This is a genomic window from Duganella vulcania, assembly GCF_009857655.1.
Taxonomy (GTDB): domain Bacteria; phylum Pseudomonadota; class Gammaproteobacteria; order Burkholderiales; family Burkholderiaceae_D; genus Rugamonas; species Rugamonas vulcania.
The window spans coordinates 29605-55233 of sequence record NZ_WWCX01000013.1; the positions used below are offsets into that span (position 1 = coordinate 29605).

The 25629-nt window shown below is 64.3% G+C and carries 24 protein-coding genes; 18 read left to right on the top strand and 6 right to left on the bottom strand.

The window, feature by feature from the left end:
• Positions 1–11 precede the first annotated feature (11 nt).
• Positions 12–1229, top strand: a complete 1218-nt coding sequence (locus tag GTP90_RS10785) for an MFS transporter (RefSeq protein WP_161083520.1) — start codon at positions 12–14, stop codon at positions 1227–1229.
• A 115-nt stretch (positions 1230–1344) separates the two neighbouring features.
• Here GTP90_RS10785 and recG read toward each other — a convergent pair whose 3' ends face one another.
• On the bottom strand, positions 1345–3411 hold the full coding sequence (gene recG / locus GTP90_RS10790; protein WP_161083521.1) for an ATP-dependent DNA helicase RecG: 2067 nt from the start codon (positions 3409–3411) through the stop codon (positions 1345–1347).
• A gap of 129 nt (positions 3412–3540) precedes the next feature.
• Between recG and queA the strand changes: the two genes are divergently transcribed.
• The 6 genes from queA to GTP90_RS10820 all read left to right on the top strand — a co-directional run bounded on the left by queA (position 3541) and on the right by GTP90_RS10820 (position 11266).
• On the top strand, positions 3541–4569 hold the full coding sequence (queA, locus tag GTP90_RS10795; protein WP_161083522.1) for a tRNA preQ1(34) S-adenosylmethionine ribosyltransferase-isomerase QueA: 1029 nt from the start codon (positions 3541–3543) through the stop codon (positions 4567–4569).
• An 8-nt stretch (positions 4570–4577) separates the two neighbouring features.
• Positions 4578–5717 carry a tRNA guanosine(34) transglycosylase Tgt gene (gene tgt / locus GTP90_RS10800; protein WP_161083523.1) on the top strand — a complete coding sequence of 380 codons (1140 nt, stop codon included), beginning with the start codon at positions 4578–4580 and terminating at the stop codon, positions 5715–5717.
• 116 nt (positions 5718–5833) lie between these two features.
• Positions 5834–6169 (top strand): preprotein translocase subunit YajC, encoded by a 336-nt coding sequence (gene yajC, locus GTP90_RS10805; RefSeq protein WP_161083524.1) that lies wholly within the window; start codon positions 5834–5836, stop codon positions 6167–6169.
• A 66-nt stretch (positions 6170–6235) separates the two neighbouring features.
• Positions 6236–8098, top strand: coding sequence for a protein translocase subunit SecD (gene secD, locus GTP90_RS10810; protein ID WP_161083525.1), 1863 nt, complete (start codon positions 6236–6238; stop codon positions 8096–8098).
• Between the two features lie 13 nt (positions 8099–8111).
• Positions 8112–9134 (top strand): protein translocase subunit SecF, encoded by a 1023-nt coding sequence (secF, locus tag GTP90_RS10815; RefSeq protein WP_161083526.1) that lies wholly within the window; start codon positions 8112–8114, stop codon positions 9132–9134.
• 62 nt (positions 9135–9196) lie between these two features.
• Positions 9197–11266, top strand: coding sequence for a tetratricopeptide repeat protein (locus tag GTP90_RS10820; RefSeq protein WP_161083527.1), 2070 nt, complete (start codon positions 9197–9199; stop codon positions 11264–11266).
• A 32-nt stretch (positions 11267–11298) separates the two neighbouring features.
• Here the strand turns inward: GTP90_RS10820 and GTP90_RS10825 are convergent, their stop codons facing one another.
• Entirely contained in the window at positions 11299–12189 is an 891-nt protein-coding gene (locus tag GTP90_RS10825; RefSeq protein ID WP_161083528.1) for a LysR family transcriptional regulator, read from the bottom strand.
• A 92-nt stretch (positions 12190–12281) separates the two neighbouring features.
• Here GTP90_RS10825 and GTP90_RS10830 point away from each other — a divergent pair, with 92 nt between their 5' ends.
• Both GTP90_RS10830 and GTP90_RS10835 read left to right on the top strand, forming a co-directional pair.
• Positions 12282–12836: a chromate transporter gene (locus tag GTP90_RS10830; RefSeq protein WP_161083529.1), complete on the top strand. Its 555-nt coding sequence runs from the start codon at positions 12282–12284 to the stop codon at positions 12834–12836.
• Positions 12833–13366, top strand: coding sequence for a chromate transporter (locus GTP90_RS10835; RefSeq protein WP_161083530.1), 534 nt, complete (start codon positions 12833–12835; stop codon positions 13364–13366). The genes GTP90_RS10830 and GTP90_RS10835 overlap by 4 nt, the downstream gene beginning before the upstream one ends.
• Here the strand turns inward: GTP90_RS10835 and GTP90_RS10840 are convergent.
• Positions 13363–14274, bottom strand: coding sequence for a helix-turn-helix domain-containing protein (locus GTP90_RS10840; RefSeq protein ID WP_254451817.1), 912 nt, complete (start codon positions 14272–14274; stop codon positions 13363–13365). The genes GTP90_RS10835 and GTP90_RS10840 overlap by 4 nt on opposite strands.
• 205 nt (positions 14275–14479) lie before the next feature.
• Between GTP90_RS10840 and eat the strand changes: the two genes are divergently transcribed.
• From eat to GTP90_RS10870, 6 genes are all read left to right on the top strand, one after another.
• On the top strand, positions 14480–15859 hold the full coding sequence (gene eat / locus GTP90_RS10845; protein WP_161083532.1) for an ethanolamine permease: 1380 nt from the start codon (positions 14480–14482) through the stop codon (positions 15857–15859).
• Between the two features lie 23 nt (positions 15860–15882).
• The gene (locus tag GTP90_RS10850) at positions 15883–16710 is read left to right on the top strand and encodes a TorF family putative porin (RefSeq protein WP_161083533.1); all 828 of its coding nucleotides are present in this window, start codon (positions 15883–15885) and stop codon (positions 16708–16710) included.
• Positions 16711–16720: 10 nt separating this feature from the next.
• Positions 16721–18112: an ethanolamine ammonia-lyase subunit EutB gene (locus GTP90_RS10855; protein WP_161083534.1), complete on the top strand. Its 1392-nt coding sequence runs from the start codon at positions 16721–16723 to the stop codon at positions 18110–18112.
• 11 nt (positions 18113–18123) lie between these two features.
• Positions 18124–18969 (top strand): ethanolamine ammonia-lyase subunit EutC, encoded by an 846-nt coding sequence (gene eutC / locus GTP90_RS10860; RefSeq protein ID WP_161083535.1) that lies wholly within the window; start codon positions 18124–18126, stop codon positions 18967–18969.
• Positions 18970–19012: 43 nt separating this feature from the next.
• Positions 19013–19708, top strand: coding sequence for a helix-turn-helix transcriptional regulator (locus GTP90_RS10865; RefSeq protein WP_175048049.1), 696 nt, complete (start codon positions 19013–19015; stop codon positions 19706–19708).
• Between the two features lie 61 nt (positions 19709–19769).
• A complete protein-coding gene (locus tag GTP90_RS10870; RefSeq protein WP_161083536.1) occupies positions 19770–20387 on the top strand; it encodes a glutathione S-transferase family protein in 618 nt (205 codons plus the stop codon).
• A 130-nt stretch (positions 20388–20517) separates the two neighbouring features.
• Here GTP90_RS10870 and GTP90_RS10875 read toward each other — a convergent pair whose 3' ends face one another.
• From GTP90_RS10875 to GTP90_RS10885, 3 genes are all read right to left on the bottom strand, one after another.
• On the bottom strand, positions 20518–21354 hold the full coding sequence (locus GTP90_RS10875) for an HDOD domain-containing protein (protein WP_161083537.1): 837 nt from the start codon (positions 21352–21354) through the stop codon (positions 20518–20520).
• Positions 21355–21439: 85 nt separating this feature from the next.
• A complete protein-coding gene (locus GTP90_RS10880) occupies positions 21440–21721 on the bottom strand; it encodes a hypothetical protein (RefSeq protein WP_161083538.1) in 282 nt (93 codons plus the stop codon).
• Positions 21718–22191 carry a MarR family winged helix-turn-helix transcriptional regulator gene (locus GTP90_RS10885; RefSeq protein WP_161083539.1) on the bottom strand — a complete coding sequence of 158 codons (474 nt, stop codon included), beginning with the start codon at positions 22189–22191 and terminating at the stop codon, positions 21718–21720. Before GTP90_RS10885 ends, GTP90_RS10880 begins: the two co-directional genes overlap by 4 nt.
• 80 nt (positions 22192–22271) lie before the next feature.
• On the opposite strand from GTP90_RS10885, the gene GTP90_RS10890 reads away from it, so the two are divergent.
• The 3 genes from GTP90_RS10890 (at position 22272) to astC (ending at position 25525) form a co-directional block, all read left to right on the top strand.
• Entirely contained in the window at positions 22272–23186 is a 915-nt protein-coding gene (locus GTP90_RS10890; RefSeq protein ID WP_161083540.1) for a DMT family transporter, read from the top strand.
• Between the two features lie 7 nt (positions 23187–23193).
• Positions 23194–24138, top strand: coding sequence for a GlxA family transcriptional regulator (locus GTP90_RS10895; protein WP_161083541.1), 945 nt, complete (start codon positions 23194–23196; stop codon positions 24136–24138).
• 142 nt (positions 24139–24280) lie between these two features.
• A complete protein-coding gene (astC, locus tag GTP90_RS10900; RefSeq protein WP_161083542.1) occupies positions 24281–25525 on the top strand; it encodes an acetylornithine/succinylornithine family transaminase in 1245 nt (414 codons plus the stop codon).
• The last annotated feature ends 104 nt before the right edge of the window (positions 25526–25629 follow it).

Below are 25629 nucleotides of genomic sequence, written 5' to 3' on the forward strand. Positions count from 1 at the left end.
AGGTCCCTATCATGTTCGTCGCCTCCCGCACGCCCTCACTTAAAACCGTCCTTTTGGCCAGTGGCGTTGTCCTGACGCTGGCCATGGGCGTGCGCCACGGCTTCGGCTTCTGGCTGCAGCCTATCTCGCAGGCCAACGGCTGGACGCGGGAAACCTACTCGCTGGCGCTGGCCTTGCAGAACCTGTTATGGGGCGTATTCGGCCCGTTCGCCGGCATGGCGGCGGACCGTTACGGCACCATGCGCGTGGTGGCAGTGGGCGCCTTCAGCTACATGGCGGGACTGGTGTGGATGGCGCTGGTGAAGGATCCGACCTTGTTCGTCCTCGGCTCGGGCGTGTTCATCGGCCTGGGGCTGGCGTGCACCGCGTTCGGCGCGGTCAGCGGCATTATCGGCCGCGTGGCGCCGGTGGAAAAGCGCTCCTGGGCCTTCGGCATCTCCGGCGCGGCCAGCTCCTTCGGCCAGTTCTTGATGATGCCGGTCGAGCAGCAGCTGATTTCCGCGGTGGGCTGGCAGACCGCCTTCTATGTGCTGGCCGGCCTGGTGGTGCTGCTGATGGTGCCGATGTCCTTCCACCTGCGCGAACCGGCGGTGGAGCATGGCGCCGGCCCGCAGCAAAGTGTGCGCGAGGCGATGCGCGAGGCAGTGGGCAACCGCTCCTTCCTGTTCCTGGTGGCGGGCTATTTCGTGTGCGGCTTCCAGCTGGTATTCATCGGCGTGCACATGCCGGCGTACCTGAAGGACAAGGGCATCGCCAGTCCTGGTGTCGCGGTGATGGCGCTGGCGCTGATTGGCCTGTTCAACATCTTCGGCTCCTACTACGCGGGCAAGCTGGGAGGACGCTTCCCCAAGCGCTACCTGCTGTCGGCGGTCTACTTCACGCGGGCGGTCGTCATCGGCCTGTTCCTGCTGGCGCCATTGACGCCGTACTCGGTGTACGTCTTCGCTGCGGCGATAGGATTCATCTGGCTGTCGACGGTGCCTCTGACGAACGGCATCATCGCCGGCATCTTCGGCGTCAAGCACATGTCGATGCTGGCGGGCGTGGTGTTCTTCTCGCACCAGGTGGGCAGCTTCATCGGCGTATGGCTGGCCGGCTACCTGTTCGCAAAGCTGGGCAGCTACGACATCGTCTGGGGCATCGCCATCGGGCTGAGCGTGATGGCTGGGCTGATCAACCTGCCGATCAACGAGCGCGCCATCGAACGCGGCGCCTTGAAAGCGGCCTGACGATGAAAACCTGGCTGCTGCGCGCAGCCGGCGCCGTAGTGCTGGCGCTGGTGTTCATGGCCTACCTGACGCCGGATTTCCTGCTGGACCTCGCCAACCGCTTCTACCTGTGCTTTTAGACTTTAAGGAATTCTTCGCGGCCGCCCAGCCAGCGGGCCAAGTGGGCTTCGACCGTGGCGGCTTTTTCGGGAGTGTTGGCGTGGAGTAGGTCGTGGGCGACATCGCGCGCCTGGTCGACCAGCCAGCCGTCCGTCTCCAAATCGGCGAAGCGCAGCATCGCCTGGCCGGACTGGCGGGCGCCCAGGAATTCGCCGGGGCCCCGGATCTCCAGGTCGCGCCGCGCGATTTCGAAACCGTCGGTGGTTTCGCGCATCGTCATCAGGCGCTGCTTGGCGACGCCTCCCAACGGGCTTTGGTACAGCAGCAGGCACACCGATGCCGCCGAGCCCCGCCCAACACGCCCGCGCAGCTGGTGCAGCTGCGATAAACCGAAACGCTCCGCATGCTCGATCACCATCAGCGATGCATTCGGCACGTCCACGCCCACTTCGATCACGGTGGTGGCGACCAATACCTGCATTTCGTTGGCGCTGAAGGCGTCCATCACCGCCTGCTTCTCGGCCGGCTTGAGGCGGCCGTGGACAAGGCCTACGTTCAGGTCCGGCAGCGCTTCGGCCAGCAGGGCGTGCGTGTCGGTCGCGGTTTGCAGCTGCAGCGCTTCCGATTCCTCGATCAGCGGACAGACCCAGTAGATCTGCCGTCCTTCCAGCGCGGCGGCATGCACGCGCTCGATCACTTCGTCGCGCCGGTGCTGGTCGATGGCGCGCGTGACGATCGGACTGCGGCCCGGCGGCAGCTCGTCGATCACCGACACTTCCAGGTCGGCGTAGTAGGTCATCGCCAGTGTGCGCGGGATCGGCGTGGCCGACATCATCAGTTGGTGCGGGACGGCGCCTTCGACGCCCTTGTTGCGCAAGGTCAGGCGCTGGCCCACGCCGAAGCGGTGCTGCTCGTCGACGATCACCAGCCCCAGGTTGGCGAAGTTCACCGCGTCCTGGATCAGTGCGTGCGTGCCGATCACCAGCTGTGCTTCGCCCGATTCGATCAGCGCGTACGCGGCCAGCTTATCTTTTTTCTTCAGGCTACCCGTCAGCCACGCGACCTTCACGCCCAGCGGCTCCATCCACGCGGCGATCTTGCGGAAGTGCTGGTCGGCGAGGATCTCGGTTGGCGCCATCAGCGCGGCCTGGTAGCCGCTGTCGATCGCCTGCGCGGCGGCCAGTGCCGACACCACCGTCTTGCCGCTGCCGACGTCACCCTGCAGCAGCCGCTGCATCGGATACGGGTGGCGCAAGTCGTTGCGGATTTCATTGAGCACGCGCTGCTGCGCGCCGGTCAGCTTGAACGGCAGCGCGGCCTGGAAGCTTTCGGACAGCGCGCCGATCACCGTCAGCGCCGCCGCACCCTTGGCGCGGCGCGCACGCTGCGCGCGCTTCAACGACAGCTGCTGCGCCAGCAGTTCGTCGAACTTCATGCGCGTCCACGCCGGATGCGAGCGGTCGAGCAGCGCATGCTCGTCCACCTGCTGCGGCGGATAGTGCAGCAGCCGCACCGCCGGCTCGAAGTCGGACAGCTGCATCCGCGCGCGCAGCTGCTCCGGCAGCGTGTCGGTCCAGTCCACGCGCTTCATCGCGTCGCCGATGGCGCGCCGCAGTATCGGTTGCGACAGGCCTTCGCCCGACGGATACACCGGCGTCAGGGAAGTGGGCAGCGGCGCGCCTTCGTTGACCACCTTGTATGCCGGGTGCACCATCTCGGCGCCGAAGAAGCCGTGTTTCAGCTCACCGCGCGCGCGCACTCGCGTGCCCTCGGCCAGCTGCTTGACCTGGCTGCCGTAGAAATTCATGAAGCGCAGCTGCAGGTCGCCCGTCTCGTCGGCGATATGCACCAGCAGCTGCTTGCGCGGCTTGTAGGTGATTTCATTCTTCACCACCAGGCCCTCGACCTGCGAAGTCTCGCCGCCATGCAGCCGCGCCTCTTCAATGGTGATGACCTGGGTTTCGTCCTCGTAGCGCATGGGCAGGTGCAGCACCAGGTCCATATCGGTGTGCAGGCCCAGCTTGGCCAGCTTGGCTTCAGGGCTGACTGTCTTTTTGACGGTTTTCGAGGTTGAAACAGGCATATTGGAGCGTTTTTCGGGCACTAGCGTAAAATAGAGGGTTGGCCGCAGTAAAGCAACGCCGGTATTGTACGACTTGCACCGCCTTCGGGCCTATCCGAATTTTCTTCAACAGTTTCCAGAAGTCCGCAAATGTACTCGCTTTCCGATTTCGATTTTAACTTGCCGCAAGAGCGTATTGCGCAATTCCCGCTGCCAGACCGCAGCGCTTCCCGCCTGCTGCACCTGGACGGCGAGCAGATCATCGACCGCCAGTTCGCCGACATCGTCGGCCTGCTGCAGCCCGGCGACCTGCTGGTGATGAACGATACCCGCGTGCTGAAGGCGCGCTTCTTCGGCGTCAAGGAAAGCGGCGGCAAGATCGAGGCGCTGGTCGAACGCGTGCTGGACAACCGCACCGTGCTGGCCCAGGTGCGCGCCTCCAAGTCGCCCGGCCCCGGCGTCAAGATCCGCCTGGCCGACGCCTTCGACGTCACCGTCGGCGAGCGCGCCGGCGAGTTCTACACCCTGCATTTCGACGCCGACGTGTTCGACCTGATCGAGGCCCACGGCCGCCTGCCGCTGCCGCCCTACATCGAGCACGACGCCGATTCCTTCGACGAGACCCGCTACCAGACGGTGTTCAACAAGGTGCCGGGCGCGGTGGCCGCGCCGACCGCCGGCCTGCACTTCGACGAGAAGCTGCTGGCCGCGCTGAAGGCCAAGGGCGTCAACTTCGCCTACGTCACGCTGCACGTGGGCGCCGGCACCTTCCAGCCGGTGCGGGCCGAGGTGCTGGCCGAGCACAAGATGCACACCGAGTGGTACACCATGCCGCAGGAAACCGTGGACGCCGTGCGCGCCACCCGCGCCGCCGGCCGTGATGTAGTGGCGGTCGGCACCACCAGCCTGCGCGCGCTGGAATCGGCCTCGCAGAGCGGCCAGCTGGAGGCGGGCAGCGCCGATACCGCGCTGTTCATCACGCCCGGCTACCAGTTCAAGACGGTCACGCGCCTGATCACCAATTTCCACCTGCCGAAGTCGACCCTGCTGATGCTGGTGTCGGCCTTCGCCGGCTTTGAAGAGATCCGCAAGGCCTACGCCCACGCGATCGCCAACGAATACCGTTTCTTCAGCTATGGCGACGCCATGCTGTTGACGACACAAGCACGAGCAAAATAAGGAACAACATGCTGGAATTTAAATTACACAAGACCGATAGCAGCGGCCTGACCAAGGCCCGCCGCGGCGAGGTGAAACTGAACCACGGCGTGGTCCAGACCCCGATCTTCATGCCGGTCGGCACCTACGGCTCGGTCAAGGCGATGTCGCCGCTGGAGCTGAAGGAAATCGGCGCCCAGATCATCCTGGGCAATACCTTCCACCTGTGGCTGCGCCCGGGCAACGACGTCATGGCCAAGTTCGGCGGCCTGCACGACTTCATGGGCTGGGACAAGCCCATCCTCACTGATTCCGGCGGCTTCCAGGTGTTTTCGCTGGGCGCGATGCGCAAGATCACCGAAGAGGGCGTGCATTTCAATTCGCCGATCAACGGCGACAAGCTGTTCCTGTCGCCGGAAGTGTCGATGCAGATCCAGCGTGTGCTGAACTCCGACATCGTCATGCAGTTCGACGAATGCACCCCTTATGAAATCGACAACCGCCCGGCCACGCTGGACGAGGCGGCCAAGTCGATGCGCATGTCGCTGCGCTGGGCGCAGCGCTCGATGGACGAGTTCAAGCGCGGCGAGAACCCGAACGCGCTGTTCGGCATCGTCCAGGGCGGCATGTTCGAGAACCTGCGCGACGAATCGCTGGCCAAGCTGGAAGAGATCGACTTCCCCGGCCTGGCCATCGGCGGCCTGTCGGTCGGCGAGCCGAAGGAGGACATGATGCGCATCCTGGCCCACGTCGGCCCGAAAATGCCGGCCAACAAGCCGCACTACCTGATGGGCGTGGGCACGCCGGAAGACCTGGTCAACGGCGTGTCCAACGGCGTCGACATGTTCGACTGCGTGATGCCGACCCGAAATGCCCGCAACGGCTGGATCTTCACCCGCTTCGGCGACGTGAAAATCAAGAACGCACGTTACAAAGAAGACAAGGAACCGCTGGACAGCACTTGCTCCTGCTATGCTTGCCGCAATTTCTCGCGCGCCTACCTGCATCACCTGAACCGCACCCAGGAAATCCTCGGCGCGCGGCTGAACACCATCCACAACCTGCACTACTACCTGGACATCATGCGCCAGATGCGCGAGGCGCTGGATGAGGACCGTTTCCACGCCTGGACGCTGCAATTCCATGCGGACCGCGCGCGCGGCGTTTAATTTTGTTGTAACTCTTGTAAAAAGATTTATCTTACCCAGATAACCGGAAGTCCTCCCGGCTTCCGGCCAGTGCTAGAATACAGCGCTATTTTTTCAAACTATTATCGGAGTCACCTGTGTTCATTTCCAACGCTTACGCCCAATCGGCTTCCCCACTCGACGCACTCGGCCTGGGCGGTAACCTCACCAGCTTCCTGCCGCTGATCCTGATGTTTGTGGCGATGTACTTCCTGATGATTCGTCCTCAGCAAAAACGCGCCAAGGAACAGAAGGCCATGATGGACGCGCTGGCCAAGGGCGACGAAGTCGTGACCGCCGGCGGCGTGCTGGGCAAGGTCTCCAAGGTGACCGACCTGTACGTGACCATCGAAATCTCCAGCGGCGCCGAAATGACGGTGCAGAAGAATTCGGTCACCATGCTGCTGCCTAAGGGCACGCTCAAGGCGCTGTAATCAGGCCCCGGCCCGCCGCGTGCGGGCCGTATTGCATCCGACGCCTAACACTGAACGTTGAACAATATGAATCGCTATCCTCTCTGGAAATACATACTGATCGTAGTCGCCATCCTGCTGGGCGCGCTGTACACCGCGCCCAACTACTATGGCGAATCGCCTGCGGTCCAGGTCACGAGCGGTAAATCGACCGTCAAGATGTCGTCCGAAATGACCGCCAAGGTGGAAGAGGTGCTCAAGGGCGCCGGCATCGCCACCAACGGCATCGCCTTCGACGGCACCGGCACCTACGCTTCCGTGCGCGCCCGCTTCGCCGATCCCGACACCCAGTTCCGCGCCAAGTCCGTGCTGGAAAAAGGCCTGAACGCCGATCCGGCCGACCCGACCTACCTGGTCGCGCTGAACCTGCAAAAAGACACGCCGAAATGGCTGCAGGCCCTGCATGCGCTGCCGATGTACCTCGGCCTCGACTTGCGCGGCGGTGTGCACTTCCTGATGCAGGTCGACACCAAGGCGGTGCTGGCCAAGCGCGTGCAAGGCATCCAGGCCGCGTCCCGCACCCTGCTGCGCGACAAGAACGTGCGTCACGCCGGCATCGACCGCGTGGGCGATACCATCGAAATCAAATTCCGCGACGACGCCACCCGCCAGAAGGCCAAGGACGTCCTGCAAGGCCAGATGACCGACCTGCTGTTCGTCGATTCCGGCGAAGGCGATGCGCTGAAAACCACCGTCAGCCTGAAGCCGGCCGCGCTCAAGCAAACCATCGACGACGGCGTCAAGCAGAACATCTCGACGCTGTCCAAGCGTGTGAATGAGCTGGGCGTTTCCGAACCTGTGCTGCAGCAGCAAGGCCCCGACCGCATCGTGGTCCAGCTGCCTGGCGTGCAGGACGTGGCCCGCGCGCGCGCCGTGATCGGCCGCACCGCGACGCTGGAAGTGCGCATGGTCGACGAAACCGTCACCCCGGGCACCGAGATGACGGCAGCGATTCCGTTCAACTCCGAGCTGTTCACCGTCGGCAAAGGCGTGCCTGTGGTGCTGACCAAGGACGTGGTGCTGACCGGCGACTACATCTCCAGCGCCACCGCCAGCTTCGATCAGAACCAGCAGCCAGCGGTCGGCATCGACCTGAATGGCGACGGCGGCCGCAAGATGCGCGACGCCACCCGCGACCGCGTGGGCAAGAAGATGGCCATCGTGCTGTTCGAGAAAGGCAAGCCGGAAGTGCTGTCGGTCGCCACCATCCAGAGCGAACTGGGTAGCCGCTTCCAGATCACCGGCATGGGCAACGCGGAGAACTCCGCCGAGCTGGCGCTGCTGCTGCGCTCCGGCGCGCTGTCCGCACCGATGGACGTGATCGAAGAACGCACCATCGGCCCGCAACTGGGCGCCGAGAACATCAGCAAGGGCCTGCACTCGACGATGTACGGCTTCGCCGCCATCGCCCTGTTCATGATCGCCTACTACATGATGTTCGGCTTCTTCAGCGTGCTGGCGCTGGCCTGCAACCTGTTGCTGCTGGTGGCCCTGCTGTCGCTGATGCAGGCGACCCTGACCCTGCCTGGTATCGCCGCTATCGCGCTGGCGCTGGGTATGGCGATTGACGCCAACGTGCTGATTAACGAACGTATCCGCGAGGAGCTGCGTTCCGGCGCCACGCCGCAGGCGGCGATTTCCGCCGGCTTCGACCGCGCATGGGCGACCATCATCGACTCCAACGTGACCACGCTGATCGTCGGCGTCGCCCTGTGGGTGTTCGGCTCCGGTCCGATCCGCGGCTTCGCCGTGGTGCACTGCCTGGGTATCCTGACCTCGATGTTCTCCGCCGTGTTCATCTCGCGCGGTGTGGTCAACCTCTGGTATGGCCGCAAGAAGAAGCTGCAATCGATCGCCATCGGTACCGTTTGGGTACCGGGTCTGAAATAACTCAGGGGTTCACATGGAATTTTTCCGCATCAAAAAAGACATACCGTTCATGCGCCACGCGCTGGTGTTCAACGTGATTTCCGCGTTGACCTTCGTCGCGGCCGTGTTCTTCCTGATCCACAAGGGCCTGCACTTCTCGGTGGAGTTTACCGGCGGCACCGTGATGGAACTGCGCTACCAGCAGCCCGCAAAGCTGGAGCAGATCCGCCACTCGCTGGAGAAGATCGGCTACGAGCAGCCGGAAGTGACCAGCTTCGGCACCGCGCACGACGTCATGCTGCGCCTGCCGGTGATCAAGTCGGTCACCTCCAAGGACGCGTCGCAGCTGGTGTTCACCACGCTGTGCGCGGCCGAGCAGGGCGCGCCCAAGCAGATCGACACCGTGACCGCCAAGGGCGAGCACGTGGTCAAATCCGCCTGCATGGACGCCGCCGGCGCCGAAACCGTCTCGCTGCAAAAGGTCGAATTCGTCGGCCCGCAAGTGGGCGACGAGCTGGCGCAGAACGGCTTGAACGCGCTGGTGATGGTGATCATCGGCGTGATGATCTACCTGGCCGTGCGCTTCGAATGGAAATTCGCCGTGGCGGCCATCATCGCCAACTTGCACGACGTGGTCATCATCCTCGGCTTCTTCGCCTTCTTCCAGTGGGAGTTCTCGCTGACGGTGCTGGCGGCGGTGCTGGCGGTGCTGGGTTACTCGGTCAACGAATCGGTGGTTATCTTCGACCGTATCCGCGAAAACTTCCGCAAGCAGCGCAAGTCGTCGGTGCATGAAGTGATCGACAACGCGATCACCTCGACCATCTCGCGTACCATCATCACCCACGGCTGCACGCAGATGATGGTGCTGTCGATGCTGTTCCTGGGCGGTCCTACGCTGCACTACTTCGCTGTCGCGCTGACCATCGGTATTTGCTTCGGTATCTACTCGTCGGTGTTCGTGGCTGCCGCGGTGGCCATGTGGCTGGGCGTGAAGCGCGAAGACCTGATCAAGCCTATCAAGGAAAAAGACGAAACCGATGGCGCTGTAGTTTAAACAACGTTATCGAATCGATAGTAGAATCCCCCAGCGCTTTTTAGCTTCTGGGGGATTTTTTTATGTCGTACAGATTATTGGCCGGTTTGCTGGTCTGCTGCGCCGCGCATGGCGCCGAACTGCCGTGGGACTTGAGCTACACCTCCGCGCTGCGCGACCATCCGATCGCCGAGAATGAGTTCATGCGCATCTGGCCGCAGCAGCATCCGCAGCGGCCCATCCATCAGAAGCTGGCGCAGTACGCGGGCGAGCCGATTGAAGCATCGATGCTGATCGAGCAGCCCGACGGCCATGCCGGTGACCCGATCGCCCAGTGGTTCATCAAGACGCGCAGCGGCGCGCAGCTGTGCAGCTTCCATCCCAAGCGCCTGAACGACCCATGCCAGAAGCTCGACCCCACGCGCGTCGAGGCGGCGATCCGCGACGTGCTGCACATGAGCGACCCTTGGCCACCGCGTGGCGACGGCTTGGTGGCGGAGAAGGACTACTTCGGTCCCGGCAAGCCGATGCTGCTCAATTACTTCGGCTACGTCAGCGTGTATGTGGATGGCGTGGCGTCGCAGCGTCCCATCGGCGGCGACGAGTGGGCGGAACGGCTCGACAAGTCGCGGCCCGCCGGGCCGGAAGCGGGACGCATGCAGCAGGCGCTGGCGCGTGCGATGGAAGGCGCTGTGGTCGCGGAGGCCGCCCCCGCAGCCAGGCCCGTCGCCCCTGCGCAGGACACCACGGAACTGAACGCCCGCAACGCGCTGATCGCCGAGGTGCAGGGCTACCTGCAAAAGGCTGACTACAAAAGCCTGGAGGCATTGCGCAAGCGCTTGCTGGACCAGACCCAGAGAACGGGCAGCGGCGTATGGAAGCTGGCGATCTTCTACAACCAGCTGCACTGGCGTCCGCAGGGCACGCGCGACGCGGCCTTCTGGACGCGCATGGAGAGCGAGGCCAAGGCCTGGGAAAAGCAGTTCCCCAAATCGAACGTGGCGCGCATGTACCACGTCTACGTGCTGCTCGGGCGCGCCACCACCTTCCGAGGCACAGCCAATTTCAAGGACGTGCCCAAGGAGGACATCGCACGCATGCTCGCGGACACGCGCGAAGCGATGGGCATCCTCAACACGCTTGAGAAGCCGATGCTCAAGGAGCGCGATCCCGAGTTCTACAAGGCCGTGCTGCAGGTGCTGCCCTACACGGACCACTACAGCTTCCTCGGCGTGACGCACCTGCTGGCCGACGCCCGCAAGGAATTCCCGAACTATCACGAGACCTACTTCTCCGCCGCCTTCTTCTCGACCGAGATGTGGGCCAGCGCGCCGGACGCGGTGGACGACATCGCCCGCAGCGCCATGTCGATGCGAACCGCCGATTCCGACGCGATGTACGCGCGCGTCTACTGGTACATGAGCCAGATGGCCTACGACGACAAGCTGTTTGAAAAGAGTCTTGCCGACTGGAGCGAGATGAAGACCAGCTTCGATGCGCTTGTCGATCGCTATCCCGATCCGTGGAACCTGAACGCCTACGCCTATTTCGCCTGCCAAGCCGGCGACTACGCCACCATGGCCGGGCTGCTGAACCGCATCGGCGAGCGGCGCGTTTTCACCAGCTGGGGCAGGGGCGGCGCGCACGCCTACGAGGAATGCGCCCGCCATGCCGGCGACGACACCAGCCACTATCTGGCCGACCTGCGCGAGACGGTCAAGAAGCGGCAATTGCGGGTCTTCTACCGCTACATCAACTACGCTGCGCAAACGCGCAAGGAAGGCAAGTACGGCGAGAGCCTGCGCATCGTGCGCAAGGCGGAAGAGCTCAATCGCGTCCTGTTCAACAAGCCGTCGATGATGGTGCAGTACCACTTGGGCCTGACGTTGAATGCGCTGAAGCGATACGACGAGGCCTTGCAGGCGCTGTCGCTGGGATTGCAGTCGCAGCCGGGTTACGCGCCGGCATACTTCCAGCGCGGGCTGGCCTACGAAGCGCTGGGCCGCCGCGAAGAAGCGCGCGGACAATTCGAAACCGCCGCCGGCCGCATGCCGGCCGAGATCACCAGCCGCGAACCGGCGCAGCGCGAGGCGGAGGAACAGGAGCGCCGCATCATGTCGGCCAAGTTCCGCGAATACGGCATCGGTTTTTGATTGTTCGGCGGTTGTATGGATTCCCCATTGGGTTAGCGGCCAGTTTTGAGCATGTCGTACAGCGCTTGCGCGGCTGGCGACAGGTGGCCGGCGCGGCGGGTGATCAGCACCAGCTGCCGCGAGATCGTCGGTTCCTTCAGCTTGATGGCGCGCAGGCGCGGATAGCTGCCCTTCAAGATCGCCAGCCCGGGCACGATGGCCGCCGCGATGCCCGACGCGACCAGCCCCACCGCCGTCGCGCTGCGCTGCACGTCGTACTGAAAATGCAGATTCAGTTCTGCGCTCTTGCTGCCCAAATAGCTGTCGAGCAGCGCGCGGTTGCCATTCACATCACCCGAGAAGATCAGCGGGTAGGGCTGGATCTGCGTCCACGTCAGCGAGCGCCGCTTGGCCAGCGGGTGATCGTCGCGGCAAACCAGCACGAAGTCATCCTCCATCAGTGGCTCCGATACCAGCTCCGGATGCACGCCGCCTCCAAGGCCGATGCCAAACTCCGCTTCGCGCCGCTGCACCGCCTCCGCCACGCGCGACGAGGCGTAGTCCAGGATCTTGATACGGTTCTCCGGGAAGCGCGCCGAATAGGCCTGGATGATCCGCGGCAGATACTGGATGCCCACCGTCGGCACGCAGGCGAGGGAGACGTCGCCGCGCTGCGCCTTGCCGGTCTCGCGGATCTCGTTCAGCGTGGATGACAGCTCATCCAGCAGCCGTCTCGCCTGCGGCAGGAAGTCCTTGCCGATGCCGGTCAGCGCGATGGAGCGCGTGGTGCGTTCGATCAGCATCACGCCCAGGAAGTCCTCCAGATTGCGCAGCCGCTGCGTGACGGCGGTTTGCGTGATGTGCAGCGTCTCCGCCGCTTTCTGGAATCCGCCGAAGTCCGCAATCGCGACAAAAGCCTGCACGCCGAGTGTGTCGATTTTCATCAGAAAAATGAATATATGGTCTAAATAAATTCATTGTACTTATATTTCTCCGAAGCGGAAAATTCGCCCCATTGAAACCGAAGGAGAAGACCATGCCGCTATCAACAATTTTCCTGGTGTTTTCCAGGCTGGCACTGGTGGGCTTTGGCGGTGTGATGCCGTTCGCCTACCGCGCGCTGGTCGAGCAGCACAAGTGGCTGACGGCCGAGGAGTTCGCGAAGTATCTCGCCACCAGCCAGATGCTGCCCGGTCCCACCATCTGCAACGTCGCGCTGATGGTGGGCAACCGCTACGCCGGCACCAGCGGCGCATTGGCCGCGCTGGCCGGCATGATCACCGGACCGTTCATGGTGGTCATCGCATTGGGCGTGGTGTACCAGCGCTTCGGCGAAATCGACATGTTCCGCCACGCTATACGCGGCATGGCGGCGGTGGCGGCGGGGCTGATCCTCGCCACCGCCGTAAAGATGGCGAAGTCCATGTTCGCCAAGGCCGACTGGCGCGCCAACCGTGCGCGCCTGCAGGCGGCCTTGCTGGCGCTGGCCTTTATCGGACTGGGTCTGCTGCAATGGCAGCTGGCGCTGGTGTTCTGCGTGCTGGCGCCACTGGGCACCGCCGCGACCTACCTGTTGGGAGAAGAAAAATGAACGAGCAATCTCCAGTCATGGAACTGTCGCTGCACATCGCGTTGATGTCGCTGATGGCGGTGGGTGGCGGCGTGGTGCTGCTTGGGCCGCAGGTCGGCCACTATGTCGTCGAAGGTAAACAATGGTTGAACAACGAGCAGTTCTCGGCCGCCTACGCGATCGCGCAGGCGGCGCCTGGTCCCAACCTGTTGTTCATATCGCTGGTGGGCTGGCTGATCGCCGGCTGGATGGGCGCCGTCTTCACCACGCTGGCGGTGCTGGTGCCATCCACGCTGCTGACGCTCACCGCGATACGCCTGCAGGCGCGCCATGCCGGCGGGCGCTTGACGCAGGCGCTGGGCGATGCCTTCGCGCCGATATCGATAGGCTTCCTGGCCGCCACCGCGTGGCTGTTCACCCGCATCTCCAACGTCAGCTGGCATGCGGACGCGCTGACGGTGCTGGCCGCGCTGGTGCTGCTGCGTACAAAAATCAATCCGGTGCTGCTGATCGCGGCCGGCGCATTGGGCGGCGCGCTGGGCCTCATCTAAGCGCGCGCCATTGAACGCGACCGCAGCGACGCCGACGGGCACTGGCCGAACAGCTTGCGGTAGTCGCTGGAAAACTGGCTGAAGTTACTCAGCCCCCACGAGTCGGCCACGTCGCCGATGGCGACGCCGTCCTGCAACTGGCGGCGCACGCCGTTCAGGCGCACCATGCGCAGGTAAAGCATGGGGCTCATGCCCAGCACGTCCTCGAAGCAGTATTGCAGCGTGCGGCGGCTGACGTGCACCCGCTCGCACAGCTCCGGCACGGTGATCGACTCGCTGCGGTGCGCCATGATGTACTCGCGCGCCAGCGCCACCACATGGCGGCGCCGTTGCAGGCTCGCGGCCAGCGCCGGCTCCACGCAGCTGTGGTCCAGCATGTCGAGCAGGGTGGACAACACCGTCTCCTGCCACTGCGCCGCGCCATCGGCCGTGGTGTTGCCATCGGCCGGCAGCAGCTGCGACAGGATGCGCAGGCACTTGGCCTGGGCTTGCGCATCCACCTGCAACAGCTCGGCCGATTGCACGCGCTCCCAGTCGACCTGGCAGCCGTGGCGCCGCGCCGTCTCGGCCAGCAGCTCGCGGCTGGCGACGATGCCGAAGATGCTGTACGCGCTCGGTGTTACCAGTTCGAACTCTACGTTGCCAGGCTGCACCATGATCCAGTCGGCGGCGGTTTGCCGGCCGTTGATGCGGGTGGTGGCGCCGTGGTCGGGCAGGCCGAACCAGATGGCGTCCGGCCATACGCGGCAGGACTGGCGCACCGACTGGCTCAGGCTTTCACGGAACACCTGCAACTGCGGCAGCCGCAGTTCGGTGAGGGCGCCGTGGAACAGGCCGGAGCTGATCTGGTCGTAGCTCTGCTGCCAGTTGGTGAGCTTGCTGGCCAGTTCATCGGCGTCGTGCGCCATCACAGTGCGCAAATCTGGCGCACTGTGTAACAACTCTGTCGCAGTCTGGTGCATATTATTTTTCTCCGCTGTTGTTATTTCTTCCCGAGGCGCCCAGTCCCTGCATGTTTGCCGATTTTCGATAACGCTGGCGTTTGGCTGGCTCCTATACTCGATTCTGCTGCAACTTCCATACCAGACACGCTTTATCTAAAGGGAGAAACTCATGAGTGCAAAACAGGCGGCCGGGCAACCGGCGCTGCAACAGTCGCTAGGCACCTTTCAGTTGTGGGGCATCGCGGTGGGCCTGGTGATCTCGGGCGAGTACTTCGGCTGGAGCTACGGCTGGGCCTCGGCGGGGACGCTGGGCTTTACCATCACGGCGCTGTTCATCGCGGCGATGTACACGACTTTTATCTTCAGCTTCACCGAGCTGACCACCTCGATTCCGCACGCGGGCGGCCCGTTCGCCTACAGCAAGCGCGCCTTCGGTCCGACCGGCGGCTATCTGGCAGGCGCGGCCACGCTGATCGAGTTCGTGTTCGCGCCGCCGGCCATCGCGCTGGCGATCGGCGCCTATCTGAATGTACAGTTCCCCTCTGTCGATCCGAAGACGGCGGCGGTCGGTGCCTATATTGTGTTCATGACGCTGAACATCGTCGGCGTGCAGGTGGCGGCCACCTTCGAATTGCTGATGACGCTGCTGGCCATCTTTGAATTGCTGGTGTTTATGGGCGTGGTGTCGCCGGGCTTCTCGGTGGTGAACTTCGTCAAGGGCGGCTGGTCGGGGCAGGATCATTTCAGCATCGCTTCCATCCCCGGCATGTTCGCGGCGATTCCGTTCGCGATCTGGTTCTTCCTGGCGATCGAGGGGGTGGCCATGGCGGCCGAGGAAGCCAAGGATCCGAAGCGTTCGATTCCCATCGCCTACATCGCCGGCATCATCACGCTGGTGCTGCTGGCGGTCGGCGTGATGGTGTTCGCCGGCGGCGCGGGCGACTGGACCAAGCTCGCCAACATCAACGATCCGCTGCCGCAGGCCATGAAGATCATCGTTGGTGAACACAGCAACTGGCTGCACATGCTGGTGTGGCTGGGCCTGTTCGGGCTGATCGCTTCCTTCCACGGCATCATCCTGGGCTATTCGCGCCAGATCTTCGCCCTGGCGCGCGAGGCTTACCTGCCGCATTACTTCGCCAAGATCCACCCGCGTTTCAAGACGCCGCACCGCGCCATTCTTGCGGGCGGCGTGATCGGCATCGCCGCCATCTACAGCGACGAGCTGATCAAGATCGGCGGCCAGACCCTGACCGCCAACATCGTCACCATGTCGGTGTTCGGCGCGATCACCATGTACATCCTCAGCATGCTCAGCCTGTTCAAGCTGCGCCGCGAGGAGCCGAACATGGTGCGTCCGTTCCGCGCGCCGTTCTATCCATTGTTCCCGGCGCTCGCGCTGATCGGCGCGCTGGTCTGCCTGGTGACGATGATCTATTACAACCTGCTGATCTTCGGTGTGTTCGTCGGCTTCATGGCCGTCGGCTATGCATTCTTCCTGGCCACTAAGGGTAATCGCCAGCAACACGCGGTGTACGACGCCGTCTAACCCAAACCAACGGAGCCTCTTCAATGTCAAAATCCATACCCTCCCTGCTGGCCGCGGCCGGATGCCTGGCCTGCGTGGCAGGCGCCGCGCTGGCCGCCGACGCCGCACCGGCCGCGCCCGCGCCCGCGCCGGCCTGGACCAACACCGGCAACGTGACGGTGGTGTCCGACTATATTTTCCGCGGCATCTCGCAGACCCAGGCCAAGCCAACCGTGCAGGCCAACCTGGACTTCACGCACGCCAGCGGCTTCTATGTCGGCCTGTTCGGATCCGGCGTCTCGCACGCGGCCTATAACAACGGCAGCGGTTCGGAGATCGACCTCTACGGCGGCTATCGCTATCCGCTCAGCGCGGACAGCAACATTGACGCCGGCCTGGTCACCTATTGGTATCCCGGCGCGCACTTCGCTGCGGGTGGCAAGGACATCAAGTACCATACGCAGGAGGCCAAGCTGGGCGTGAACGTCGGCGCCTTCAACGCCTATGCGTGGGTGGCGCTGAGCCAGTATTGGTTCGGCTTCGCGGTGCAGCCGGACACCGGCAAGCTGGCCAACACGCGCGGCACCGCCTACGCCGAAGTGAACTGGAATCCGGAACTGATGCCGGGCCTGGCGCTGAACCTGCACGCGGGCCGCCAGCAAGTACGCAACATGAGCGACTTCAATTTCTTCGACGTCAAGGTCGGCGTGACCAAGACGATGGACGTGTGGGCGTTCACGGCGGCGGGCACCTACAACAGCGGCGACGCCAGCAAGAACGGCACGCCCCTGTGGACCTTCTTCAACGCCGACGGCAGCGGCAAGAACGTGGCACAAAAGCGCCTGGTGGTGACGGCCTCGCGCAATTTCTAGAGGAACGGCGATGAGCAGCTTTGCACATACGGTAGGCAGCAGGACATACCAGTTCCGCGACCTGAAGGACTTGATGGCGAAGGCGACGCCGGCGCGTTCCGGCGACTACCTGGCGGGGCTGGCGGCGGCCAGCGCCGAGGAACGGGTGGCCGCGCAGATGGCGCTGGCGGAGCTGCCGCTTTCATTGTTCCTGAACCAGATGGTGGTGCCGTATGAGCAGGACGAGGTGACGCGCCTGATCATCGACGATCACGACCGCGTGGCCTTCGCCCGCATCGCCCACCTGACCGTGGGCGACTTCCGCAACTGGCTGCTGGGCGACGCCGCCGATGAGGCCGTGCTGGCCACCGTCGCCCCCGGCATCACGCCGGAGATGGCGGCGGCCGTTTCCAAGGTCATGCGCATCCAGGATTTGATCCTGGTGGCGAAGAAATGCCGCGTCGTCACCAGCTTCCGCAACACCATCGGCCTGGCGGGACGCATGTCGACCCGCTTGCAACCGAACCATCCGACCGACGACGCCACCGGCATCGCCGCCAGCGTGCTGGACGGCCTGCTGTACGGCAGCGGCGACGCGGTGATCGGCATCAACCCGGCCACCGACAACGTCCCGCAGGTGATCAAGATCGTCACCATGCTCGACGAGATCATCGACCGCTACGGCATCCCCACGCAATCGTGCGTGCTGACCCACGTCACCAACACCATCGCCGCCATCGAGCGCGGCGCGCCGATCGACCTGGTGTTCCAGTCGATCGCCGGCACCGAGGCGGCCAACGCCAGCTTCGGCATCAACCTGGCCCTGCTGGCGGAGGCGCAGCAGGCGGCGCTGTCGCTGCAGCGCGGCACGGTGGGCAACAACGTCATGTATTTCGAAACGGGACAGGGCAGCGCGCTATCGGCCAACGCCCATCACGGCGTCGACCAGCAGACTTGCGAGACGCGCGCCTACGCGGTGGCGCGCAAGTTCCAGCCGCTGCTGGTCAATTCGGTGGTTGGCTTCATCGGCCCCGAGTACCTGTACGACGGCAAGCAGATCGTGCGCGCCGGGCTGGAGGATCACTTCTGCGCCAAGCTGCTGGGCCTGCCGATGGGCTGCGACGTCTGCTACACCAACCACGCCGAGGCCGACCAGAACGACATGGACATCCTGCTGACCCTGCTGGGCACGGCCGGCTGCACCTTCGTCATGGGCATCCCGGGCTCGGACGACATCATGCTCAACTACCAGACCACGTCCTTCCACGACGCGCTGTACGCCCGCCGCGTGCTGGGCCTGAAGCCGGCGCCGGAATTCGAGGCCTGGCTGAAGGAGATGGAGATCTTCACCCGCGACGATTACGTTACACTGGGCAAAGCGCTGCCGGCCTCCTTCCAGCAAGCGCTGGCCAGACTGAACTGATGGGAGCCCGCATGAACGACGACGATCACCTGCTGCCCTCCGGCCCTGCCGGCGATGAGGGCGTGGTGACGGCCAATCCGTGGTTGTCGCTGCGGCGCTTCACGGCGGCGCGCATCGCACTGGGACGCAGCGGCGTCAGCCAGCCGACCGCGCCGCAGCTGGAGTTCCAGCTCGCACACGCCCGCGCGCGCGACGCCGTGCACCTGGCACTGGATCAGGCCGCGCTGGGCGACGCGTTGCAGGCCGGGACCGGCTTGCCCTGCCTGGCGCTGCACAGCGCCGCCGCCAGCCGCGACATCTACCTGCAACGTCCCGACCTGGGCCGGCGGTTGGACGAGGCCTCGCGCCAGGCGCTGCTGGAGCGTCCTCACGACCGCGCCGGCTACGACCTGGCCTTCGTCATCGCCGACGGCCTGTCGGCGCTGGCCATCGAGCAGAACGCCGTGCCCTTCCTGAAGGTGCTGATGGCGCGGCTGGCCGCCGAGTCGTGGTCGCTGGCGCCGCTGTCCATCGTGCGGCAGGGGCGGGTGGCGGTGGGCGACGAGGTGGGCGAGCTGCTGGGCGCGCGCGCGGTGGTGGTGCTGGTCGGCGAACGTCCCGGCCTGAGCTCGCCCGACAGCATGGGCCTGTACCTGACCTGGGCGCCGCGCACCGGCCTGACCGACGCCGCCCGCAATTGCATCTCGAATGTGCGTCCGGCGGGCTTGACCTACGACGACGCAGCCTTCAAGCTTCACTACTTGTTATCCGAATCGCGCCAGCGGCAATTGTCCGGCGTCGCGCTGAAGGATGAGACAGCCACCGACAACACCACGCTGGACGCGCCGCCGCGCAACTTCCTGCTCGACCTCGACTAGTCGGCGGGCGGCCGTCAGCCAACCGACTAGCGAGAGACCGACAATGAGCCGTACCGGCCGACTTTTCATGCTGATGGATGCGATGCGCGGCTACCGCCGCCCCGTCACCGCCGCCCGCCTGGCCGAGCAGCTGGGCGTCTCCGAGCGCACCATCTACCGCGACATCCAGACCCTGTCCGGCCTGGGCGCGCCGCTGGAGGGCGAGGCCGGCGTCGGCTACATGCTCAAGGCCGGCTTCTTCCTGCCGCCGCTGATGTTCGGCGCCGACGAGCTGGAGGCGCTGGTGCTGGGCGCGCGCTGGGTGCGCCGGCAGGGCGACGAGGCGCTGGCCGCCGCCGCCAACAACGCGCTGGCCAAGATCGCCGCCGCCACGCCGAAAGACCTGCGCGACGACATGGCTGAGACCAGCCTGTGGGTGCCGCTGGGCCAGGACCAGGACAGCGCCAGCGACGTCCACGTGCGCCCGGTGCGCGAGGCGATCCGCTACCAGCACCGGTTGCGCATGGCTTACCAGGACGAGCACGGCAAGCCGTCGGACCGGGTGGTGTGGCCGTTCGCGCTGGCCTTCCTGGAGGGCAAGCGCCTGCTGGCTGCGTGGTGCGAGCTGCGCATGGCCTTCCGCCATTTCCGCATCGACCGCATCGCGGAGGTGGAGTCGCTGGGACAGCGCTATCCGGCCCGCCGCAGCGACCTGCTCAAGACCTGGCGCCAGGAAATGAAGCTGCAAGAAGACTACTGACAAAACCTGTCGCAGCCTGGGTCTACGATGAAGTCCTCAACCCATACATCGGAGACCTGCCATGCGCTTATACCACCACCCCGCTTCCACCAGCTCGCGCCGTGTAATGCTGGCCGCCCTGCACATGGGCACGCCGCTGGAACTGACCGAAGTAAACCTGATGAGCCCGGAAGACCGCCGCCGCCTGGTCGCGATCAACCCCAACAGCAAGGTGCCGGTGCTGCAGGATGGCGACTTCATCCTGTGGGAATCCTGCGCCATCATGCAATACCTGGCCGACCGCACGCTGGGGCAGACGCTGTATCCGGACAATATCGTGGTGCGGGCCGACATCAACCGCTGGCTGCTGTGGTCGTCGCAGCATTTCGCGCCGGCGCTGGGCGGCATTGTTTATGAAAACATCTGGAAGGGACTGACCGGCGCCGGCGGCCCGGACGCGCACGAGCTGGAGCGCTACGGCCGCCAGGTGGCGCAGTTCGGCGCCGTGCTGGAGCAGCATCTGGCGGGGCGCGAGTGGCTGGTCGGCGATAAACTCAGCCTGGCGGACTTCGCGGTGGCCTCGTCGTTGATGTATGTCGAGCAAGCCAAATTGCCGGTCACCCAATATCCGAAATTGATGGCGTGGCTGGGACGTATCCAGCAGCTGGATGCGTGGAAACAAACCGAGCCGGTGTGGTGATGGAAATGTACTTCCATATGTGAACTGGCGCACAGAGCGGGCGCGGCAGGGCGGGTATTCTGGGTTTGTCTCCTCTGGAGGAGATCCCTAGTTTTGGACTTTGCCCGCTCCCCAGCGGGCTTTTTTTTATTCAGAGCATCAGTACCGCGTACAGCGACTGCACTTCCAGCGCCGATTCGCTCATGATGGCATGCAGCGTACCCTCGCCGACCACGAAGTCGATGGTGCGCGCGCCCTGCAGCGTGGTCGCGCCCGGACGCTGGTACAGCGGCGAATGCACCGGCGACAAATCATTGGCCAGCAACAGCGTATCGCCCAGGGTTTCCGGCGGCAGCGCGCGCAGGCCGACCCACATCGATTCGATCGCCTTGTAGACGCCGTCCGGCACGCCCAGCTTGGTCAGCACGCCGCGGCCGATTTCCACCTCGCCGTGCTCGACCCAGTCTTCCGGCTCGCCGTTCATCACTTCCGGGAACTCGCCGGCGCAGGACAGCATGTAGAAGCCCGCCACCTCGTGCACGATGCCGGCGAACAGCGCCGTGTCGGGATCGACGCGGGTGACGCGGCGCGCGATCACCTGCGACAGGGCCGCCACGTGTGCCGTGTGTTCCCACAGTTGATTGACCTTGGCCAGCAGGGAAGGTTCCGTGACCTGGCTGCCGATCTGGCGCACGATCAGCGCCGCCACCAGCGATTGCAGGGTGCGCACGCCGAGCCGCTGCACGGCCGCGCGCACGCTGGAGATTTCATTACCGGAACGGTTGTAGGCCACCGAGTTGGCAATGGCGACGCTGCGCGCCGCCAGCAACGGGTCTGCCTGGATGAGTTTGGCTGCCGCCTCGAAGTGGCAATCGGGATCGCTCAGCGCCTGCTGCAGGCGCAGCGAGGCATTGACGTTTGCCGGGAACGAAAGCTCCCCCCGGCTCGCCTGAGCAGCAATGGTCTTGAAGGCGTCGAGTCTGTCCATTGCAAAAAATTATACTCGGAATATTGCCATGTGGCACTTCTTCTGAAAATACTTTTGCCTGGCACAACAACAGCCTTCAGCGGGATTACTGCTCGCTGAAGATGGCGTCGCAGCCGTCCTGGGTGGCGTCGGTGTCTTGCAGTTCGTCGGTCAGGCCCAGGTCGAACAGTTCCTCGATCGCGTTCATGAAGCTGTTGTGCTTGGTCGCGCCGATCAGGCGGTAGATCTCGCCGTCTTCGTTGCGGATGCCGATGATCAGCTTTTCCTGGCGGACCACGTCCGGCGTCGATTGGTTCAACAGCAGGTTGCCGATAATGTGTTTGTCGAATTTGGCAGGCTTTTTGCCTTCGAGCAGAGTCGTTTTCAAATGATTTCCTTGGTTGAGTCGCGGGTGGACGGGCATTCGGTATGGCCGGCCGTGATTACAGTTTTAAGATCGGTCAGGGTTTTTTCAAGGGCGGCGAAATCGTCTTCGCTGTAGTGCGCGAACACTTTTCCGCTTTCCTTGACGACTTTCGGGAAGACATTGCAGAACACCTGCTCGCCCTCCGCCGTCAGCCGGACAAAGAAGGAACGTTTGTCGCAATCATTGCGCTGACGCTCCACCAGACCTTTTTGCTCCAATCGCTCGATCACCCCGGTCAGCGTCCCCTTGGTGATCAGCGTCTTGTCGCCCAATTCTTTATAGGACATGCCGGGCGTATTGCCCAGCGTGGCGATGATGTCGAACTGGGCGTGCGTAAGGCCGCTCTGGCGCACATACTGTCCAGAGAGCCGTTCGTAGCTCTGTAAGCAATCGGCCAGCAGCCGGATACTTTTCAAAAATCGTTCACCCATAGACGGTGATTATAGCCGGTTCGCGCAGGCAATCTTGGCCGGGACTATAATGGCGGACGCACATTCATAATAAAAAAACCATGCCTCAACACTTGCGCGGCATCGCCGCTTTGCTGATCGTGACCCTGGTTTGGGGCACGACTTTCCCTGCGATGAAGAATATGACCGGCTACCTGTCGGCCAGCTGGATCGTGCTGTGCCGCTTCGCGCTGGCCGGCCTGCTGTTGTCGCCGTTTATGTGGCGCGCCAAGTGGAACGATGTCCGATGGGGCATCGTTGCCGGCGCAGTGTTGTTCCTGTGCTACGTGTTCCAGATCGAGGGCCTGGCGCTGACCAGCTCCAACCGCAACGCCTTCGTCACCGGCCTGAACGTGCTGGTGCCGCCGCTGCTGGGCGTGCTGATGGGCGCGCGGCTGGAGCGCCGCATCGTGGTCGCGCTGGTGCTGGCGCTGGCCGGCCTGTTCGTGCTGTGCTGGGAGGGCAGCTTCACCTGGGGCCGCGGCGATACGCTGGCGCTGCTGTGCGCGCTGTTCTTCGGCATCTACGTCAAGCTGATGGAGTCCACCACCCGCAAGGTCGAGAAGCTGATGGTCCTGACCGCGTCGCAGATCCTGACGGTGGCCGTGTGCGCCGCGATCTGGCTGCTGATCCGCGAAGTGCCGCTGGGCTTGGCCGAACGCAGCCAGGACTTGCCCGACTATGTGAGCTATATCGGCAAGGGCTTGCGGATCTACGGCCTGAACCTGGCCTACCTGGGCGTGGTCGCCACGGCGGCCATCATCTCGCTGCAGACCTGGGGCCAGAGCCACAGCAGCGCCAACGAGGCGGCGGTGATCTACGCCTTCGAGCCGGCGTGCGCGGCCATCTTCGCGTATTTCTGGCTGGGCGAGACGCTGGCCTGGAACGGGCTGCTGGGCGCCATGCTGCTCATCGGCGGCATGATCGTCAGCCAGTGGAGCACCGAGCGGCCCGCCGCCGCGCTGGCACCGGAGTAAGTGTTCTATGTCTTTTGATAATTTATCCCGCGTCACGCAAGAGCGGCCGTTGCGCATGCTGCTGGTGAACGCGGGCGAGGCGGAGGCCATCACCTGGGCCGGCCTGGTGCAGCCGCTGCGCCTGGCCGCCGCCGTGCTCGGCCGCGACGTGCTGCACCTGGAAACCATGACCCCGTCGCAGGTGGTGCTGGCGCAGCCGGGCTGGCATATCGCGCTGCTGGTGGCCGATGAGCGCCAATCGCCGTTGGCGCCCGAGCTGAGCCGCGCCGTCATCGAGCGCTGCCGCTCGGCTGAATACTGGGGCGGCGTGGGCGCCGGCGTGCTGTGGCTGGCCACCGCCGGCCTGATGGCGGGCGTGCGCATCGCGCTGCCGTGGGCGCTGTACGCCGATACCGAGGGCATCTCCGAACGCGCCATCCTGACGCCCCACCTGTTCGAGCTGGACGGCCGCCACCTGAGCTGCTGCGGCGGCGCCGCCAGCATCGACTTCGCGCTGACGATGATCGAGCACCTGTTCGGCGCCACCGTGCAGGCGTCCGTCAAGGAAAGCCTGTGCATCGAGCGCGTGCGCGGCCACGAGGAGCGCCAGCGGGTCGCCTTGCAGGCGCGCTTCGGCGCCTTGCAGCCGCGCCTGTCCGAGGCGGTCACGCTGATGGAGACCAATATCGAGGAGCCGCTGTCCACCGACGACATCGCCAACCTGGTCGGCTTGTCGCGGCGCCAGCTGGAGCGCTTGTTCAAGCAATACCTGGGCAGCCTGCCGTCGCGCTACTACCTGGAGCTGCGCCTGCAGCGCGCGCGCCAGTTGCTGCTGGAGACCAACCACTCCATCGTGCAGGTGGGGCTGATGTGCGGCTTCTCGTCCGGCTCACACTTCTCGACCGCCTTCGGCGCCCTGTTCGGCAACACCCCGCGCGAAGAGCGCCAGCGTAAATTGTCGCCACCTGTATAGACTGGTTGTTCTGACAATCTTACTTTCGCGGCCAAAAGTGAAAATCCTTGTCGCCATTAGAAAAGAGTTTTAGCATGCCGCTTTTTATAATGGGTCCACGCGGTGCTGTGCCGCGCCTTACCCAACATTGATAGGGAATGCCATGAACGCCAAGCTCGATACGACCGTAACCACCCGTCCTGTAACTCGTCAGACTTTTGATGAAGTTCTGGTGCCAACCTATGCACCTGCAGCGATGGTACCGGTCCGAGGCGCTGGCCTGGACCTGTGGGACCAGAATGGCAAGCACTACCTGGACTTCACGTCCGGCATCGCCGTGGCCGCGCTGGGCCACTGCAACCCGATCGTGGTCGAGGCGCTGACCCGCCAGGCCAACACCCTGTGGCACCTGGGCAATGGCTACACCAACGAGCCAGTGCTGCGCCTGGCCCTCGCGCTGACCGAAGCGACCTTCGCCGACCGCGCCTTCTTCTGCAACTCCGGCGCCGAAGCCAACGAAGCCGCGCTGAAGCTGGCCCGCAAATACGCCCACACCAAATTCGGCCCGCACAAGTCGCGCATCGTGTCGTGCTACCAGTCGTTCCACGGCCGCACGCTGTTCACCGTGTCGGTCGGCGGCCAGTCCAAGTACACCGAAGGCTTCGAGCCGCTGCCGCCAGCGATCGAACACGTCACCTATAACGACATCGCATCCGCACGCGCCGCCATCGGCGACGACGTCTGCGCCGTGATCGTCGAACCGCTGCAAGGCGAAGGCGGCGTGGTCCCTGCCGACAAGGCCTTCCTGCAAGAGCTGCGTGACCTGTGCACCAAGACCGGCGCCCTGCTGATCTTCGACGAAGTACAGTGCGGCATGGGCCGCACCGGCGACCTGTTCCACTACATGACCTACGGCATCACCCCGGACATCCTGACTTCGGCCAAGGCGCTGGGCAACGGCTATCCGATCGGCGCCATGCTGACCACCGACGAACTGGCCAAGACGCTGGGCGTGGGCAGCCACGGCACCACCTACGGCGGCAATCCGCTGGCCGCGACCGTGGCGCTGACCGTGCTGGACACGATCAACCAGCCGGCCTTCCTGGCCCGCGTCAAGGAAGCCAGCGCCAAGCTGCGCGCGACGATGGAAAAACTGGTGGCCGATTATCCACAGGTGTTCACGCTGGTGCGTGGCGCCGGCCTGCTGCTGGGCCTGGTCGTGACCGACGCCTGGAAGGGCCGTTCGAAAGACATCCAGCGCGCCGCCGAAGGCAATGGCCTGATGGTACTGATCGCCGGCATGGACGTGGTGCGTTTGGCGCCCGCGCTGATCGTCACCGACGCGCAGATCGCCGAAGCCGACCGCATCCTGCGCCTGTCGCTGGACGGCATGCTCAAGGCAGCGTAATCACCGCCGTCATTCCCGCGTACGCGGGAATCCATGCTGAGCATCCTGGCCAGCGTTCTATGGGTTCCCGCCTACGCGGGAACGACGTTAACGGCCCGGGCGTT